We start from the raw sequence: 4,073 nt of genomic DNA, 5'->3' as shown, positions 1-4,073 counted from the left end.
GTACCGGCTCGTCGGCGGGTACCGGACGCGGCTGACGGGGCTGGCGCGCGGTGAGGCCGAGGCGTTGTTCCTGAGCGGGGTGCCGGGGGCGCTGCGCGAGATGGGGCTGGAGGACGCCGCCTCCGCCGCGCGGCTGAAGGTGTCGGCGGCGCTGCTGCCGTCCCTGCGGGACGCCTCCCGCAGCGCGGCCCAGCGGTTCCATCTGGACGCGCCCGCCTGGTTCCGGGAGCCGGAGACGCCCGAGCTGCTGCCGGTGATCGCCGAGGCCGTGTGGGAGGACCGCCGGCTCACCGCCCGCTACCGGCGCGGGGAGGGCGAGGTGGAGCGGTGCCTGGAGCCGTACGGGCTCGTGCTGAAGGCGGGCGTCTGGTACCTGTGCGCCCGTGTTCCGGACACCGCCGCCCATCGCACCTACCGCCTCGACCGGTTCACCTCCGTCGTGCCCGACAGCGCCCGCTTCACCCGGGACGAGACCTTCGACCTGCCCGGCTTCTGGTCGGCGCACGCCGTGCGGTTCGCGCGGTCGATCCTGCGCGCCGAGGTCGTCGTACGGCTGTCGGCGGCCGGGGTGCGGGCGCTGCCGTACGCCGTCGATCCGCAGGCCGCGCGGGAGGCGCTCGAACAGGCCGGTGACCCGGGCGAGGACGGGTGGGTGAGGGTGACCCTGCCGGTGGAGTCCGAGGAGGTCGCGCACGGCCAGCTGGCGGGGCTGGGCCCGGAGGTGGAGGTGCTCGCGCCGCCGCGGCTGCGCGAGCGCTTCGCGCGGGACGCGGCCCGGCTCGCCGCTCTGTACGGGACATAACAATCCGCCGCACTCCACGTGCGCCCCACCCGCCCAGGGCCGATGCTGGACCCGTGATGGACGAGACGGAGTTCTGGGAGCTGGTGGACGCCACCCGCGAGGCCGCCGAGGGCGACCCCGAGGAGCAGGCCGACCTGCTGGTGGAACGGCTGCTCCAGCTGGAACCCGACATGGTCCTCGACTTCGCCCGTCATTTCGAGGCCCGCTACAACCGCGCGTACACCTGGGACCTGTGGGGGGCTGCCTGGGTGCTGCTCGACGGCGCCAGCGACGACGCGTTCGACTTCTTCCGCTGCTGGCTGATCGGTCAGGGGCGGGAGGTGTACGAGGGCGCCGTGCACCATCCCGACGCGCTGGCCGACCTCCTGGACGACTTCGACGAGGAACTCGACGGCGACGGCGAGGAGCTGGGGTACGCGGCCGACGACGCCTACCAGCAGCTCACCGGTACCGTCGCCCCCGACCTCGGCATCGCGCCCGCCGCCCCCGAACCGGCGGGCGCACCGCTCGACTTCGAGAACGAACGGGTGCTGGCGGAGCGGTATCCCAAGTTGTGGGAGCGTTTCCGGGGCTGACGTCCACCACCGAGACACGGACTGTGAGGGGGCCATGGCCCGGATCCCGTACCCGGAGCGCGACGCCGACGCCGTCGCCAGGCTTCCCGTACCGCTCAACGCCTTCCGCATGCTCTCCCACGCCCCGCCGCTGACCGGCCCCACGATCGACCTGGGCATGGCCGTGCTCGGCGAGTCCACGCTGTCCGCCCGGCTGCGGGAGCTGGTGATCCTGGCGGTGGCGGCCGGCACGGAGTGCGAGTACGAGGCGGTCCAGCACGGCCCGGTCGCGCTGCACTACGGGGTGACCCCCGAACAACTGGCGGCGATCGCGGAACGACGGGCGAGCGGCGCGGAGTTCGACGCGGCGGAGTCGGCGGCGATCGGTGCGGCCTTCGAGCTGGTCTCCCGGCACACCCTCGCCGAGGAGACCCTGGCGGCGCTGCGGGCCCGCTTCACCGACCGGCAGGTCGTCGAAGTGGTCACGACGGTCGGCTACTACGTGATGCTGGCGGGCCTGATGAACGGGCTCGGGGTGGACGTCGACCCGTCCGGCGAGCGGTTCCTCGGGCTGTCGGGCGACGGGGACGCGTAACGGGGAAGGGCGACGGGGACCGCTCACGGGTCAGGCCGCGCGGCGGCGGGCGGTGTCAGAGGGGATGTACGCCTGCGTCTGGTCGGCCCTGACGGCGTGGTGCATGGGGGCCGCGTTGGCCTGGTCGAGGGCGGAGGCGGTGACGGCGGCCGGGCCGAGGACGACGGCCGCGGCGGCGCAGAGGGCGGCCCAGGGACCACGGCCCAGCCGGCCTCGACCGGCCGCCCTCTCCCCGGCGTTCGGGGTTTTCGTGATGTTCGTGTGGCTGCTGTTCATTTTCCCCACCTCCAGTCAGTGCGTGTGCATGACCATAGGGAGGCCACCTCGGGGGGATCGGTGAGGCGGCTACGAGAAACCTGTGAGGCCCCATGAGCAGCCCCCACGTGAGGGAGATCAGCCGCGCGGACCACCTGGCCCACCTCCGCACGCACCCCGACGCGAGCCATCTGCAGATACCGGAGTGGGGCGATGTGAAACCCGACTGGCTGGCGGAGAGCGTCGGCTGGTTCGAGGACGGGGCGCTGGTCGCGGCCGCGCTCGTGCTGTACCGGCCGCTGCCCGGCACCCGGCGCTTCCTCGCCTACCTCCCCGACGGCCCGGCGATCGACTGGCGCGCCCCGCGTCTGGAACGCCGACTCGACCCGCTGCTCGCCCACGTGGAGCGGCGCGGCGCGTTCTCCGTGCGGATCGGTCCCCCGCTCGTGGTGCGCCACTGGGAACCGGCGACCGTGGCGGCGGGCATCGCCGATCCCGACGCACGGCATCTGCGCGACCTCGCCCCCGACGGTGTGGACGGCTACGCGCTGGACGTCGCCGAGCGGCTGGGGCGGCTCGGGTGGCGGCGGTGCGCGGAGGGGGACGAGGGCGGCTTCGGGGTCGGTCAGCCGCGCTACGGCTGCCATGTACCGCTGGCCGGGCGGACGTCGGACGAACTGCGCGCCGGACTCGCCCCGCACTTCGAGCAGTCGCTGCGCACGGCCGAACTGGCGGGTGTGCGGGTCGTCTGGGGTGCGGCCGTCGATCTGCCGGACTTCCACCGCCTGTACACCCGGACGGCCGCCCACGACGGCTTCAAGGCCCGCCCCCTGGACTACTTCGGGCGGATGTGGAAGGCGCTCAACGCCGAGGACGACGACCGGCTGCGGCTGTATCTCGCCGAGTACGACGGCGAGGTCCTCTCCGCCGCGCTCATGATCAACGCGGGCCCCCGGTCCTGGCACTCGTACGCGGCCTCCGGTCGCCGGGGGCGTGAACTGCGGCCCAGCAGCCTGCTGTTGTGGCGAATGCTGTGCGACGCGCGGGCCGCGGGCGCCGACGTCTACGACCTGCGGTCCATCACGCCGGTGCTCACGGAGGACCGGTTGCTGGGCCGGCTGCGCTTCAAGACGGGTGCGGGCGGCCGGGCCGTGGAGTACCTCGGGGAGTGGGAGCTGCCCGTGGGGAGTCAGGGGAAGGTGCTGCAGCGGGCGTTGAACGCCTGTCTCGGGCGCCGGTGAGCTACCCGGTCCGGCCCTGCAGCCGCGCGGCCCGCTCCCTGATCTCCGGGAGGCGGGCGACGAGGGAGGCGCCGGGGCAGCTGGTCATGTAGGCGTCCTTGTGGCCGGCCAGGGCCGGGAGGGTGGCCGTGGTGCCGGCGCGGAAGCGGCTGAGGCTGTTGCTGGAGGTGAGCCGTACCCGGGCGCGGGGGTCGATGTCGGACAGGCCCAGCTTCCAGGCGGCGAGGGCGGCGATGGCCTCGGCCATGGCCGGGGGCACGGGGACGCCGGCGGTGAAGGTGCCGAGGGCGGCGATGCCGGCCGTGCGGTGGTTGAAGCCCTGGGTGTGGGCGCCGGTGACGGCGCGGTCCGTGCCGCCCGCGCGGCCCTCGTAGATGGTGCCGCACCGGTCGACGAGGAAGTTGTAGCCGATGTCGTCCCAGTTCCGGGCGCCGGTCTGGCCCGCGTAGAGGTAGCGGATGATGCGGGGCGCGTCGGCGCAGTCGTAGCCGTTGGGCGAGTCGGTGTGGTGGACGAAGACCGCGAGGACCTTGTCGTCGTAGCGCGGGGGCGGCTGCGCATGCCGGGCCAGGTCGTCCAGCCAGGCCGAGCGCGGCACGATACGGGGCTTCGGCGCGGAGTGGGCG

Annotated in this window: 6 protein-coding genes; 4 read left to right on the top strand and 2 right to left on the bottom strand. The window is 73.9% G+C overall.

Annotation, left to right across the window (positions count from 1 at the left end):
- The 3 genes from GRC12_RS42370 to GRC12_RS42360 all read left to right on the top strand — a co-directional run.
- A partial coding sequence (locus GRC12_RS42370; RefSeq protein ID WP_208785770.1) for a helix-turn-helix transcriptional regulator occupies positions 1-802 on the top strand: 802 nt, incomplete at its 5' end.
- 56 nt (positions 803-858) lie between these two features.
- Positions 859-1,377: a DUF4240 domain-containing protein gene (locus tag GRC12_RS42365; protein ID WP_208785772.1), complete on the top strand. Its 519-nt coding sequence runs from the start codon at positions 859-861 to the stop codon at positions 1,375-1,377.
- Between the two features lie 34 nt (positions 1,378-1,411).
- Entirely contained in the window at positions 1,412-1,951 is a 540-nt protein-coding gene (locus tag GRC12_RS42360; protein WP_208785769.1) for a carboxymuconolactone decarboxylase family protein, read from the top strand.
- A gap of 30 nt (positions 1,952-1,981) precedes the next feature.
- Here GRC12_RS42360 and GRC12_RS42355 read toward each other — a convergent pair whose 3' ends face one another.
- The gene (locus tag GRC12_RS42355; protein WP_208785768.1) at positions 1,982-2,227 is read right to left on the bottom strand and encodes a hypothetical protein; all 246 of its coding nucleotides are present in this window, start codon (positions 2,225-2,227) and stop codon (positions 1,982-1,984) included.
- A 92-nt stretch (positions 2,228-2,319) separates the two neighbouring features.
- Between GRC12_RS42355 and GRC12_RS42350 the strand changes: the two genes are divergently transcribed.
- Positions 2,320-3,447 carry a lipid II:glycine glycyltransferase FemX gene (locus GRC12_RS42350; protein ID WP_208785767.1) on the top strand — a complete coding sequence of 376 codons (1,128 nt, stop codon included), beginning with the start codon at positions 2,320-2,322 and terminating at the stop codon, positions 3,445-3,447.
- 1 nt (position 3,448) lies between these two features.
- Here the strand turns inward: GRC12_RS42350 and GRC12_RS42345 are convergent.
- A partial coding sequence (locus GRC12_RS42345) for a peptidoglycan recognition protein family protein (protein ID WP_244374618.1) occupies positions 3,449-4,073 on the bottom strand: 625 nt, incomplete at its 5' end.

The sequence above is a fragment of the Streptomyces griseorubiginosus genome, from assembly GCF_017614965.1.
GTDB classification, from domain to species: domain Bacteria; phylum Actinomycetota; class Actinomycetes; order Streptomycetales; family Streptomycetaceae; genus Streptomyces; species Streptomyces griseorubiginosus_B.
The sequence above is the reverse complement of the archived record's forward strand: the minus strand, read 5'-3'. Positions and strand labels throughout refer to the sequence as shown.

What these genes read in the sequence shown, in the direction of transcription:
- GRC12_RS42360 (WP_208785769.1), top strand. Translation starts at nt 1,412, where the DNA reads ATGGCCCGGATCCCGTACCCGGAGCGCGACGCCGACGCCGTCGCCAGG.
- GRC12_RS42350 (WP_208785767.1), top strand. Translation starts at nt 2,320, where the DNA reads ATGAGCAGCCCCCACGTGAGGGAGATCAGCCGCGCGGACCACCTGGCC.
- GRC12_RS42355 (WP_208785768.1), bottom strand. Translation starts at nt 2,227, where the DNA reads ATGAACAGCAGCCACACGAACATCACGAAAACCCCGAACGCCGGGGAG.
- GRC12_RS42365 (WP_208785772.1), top strand. Translation starts at nt 859, where the DNA reads ATGGACGAGACGGAGTTCTGGGAGCTGGTGGACGCCACCCGCGAGGCC.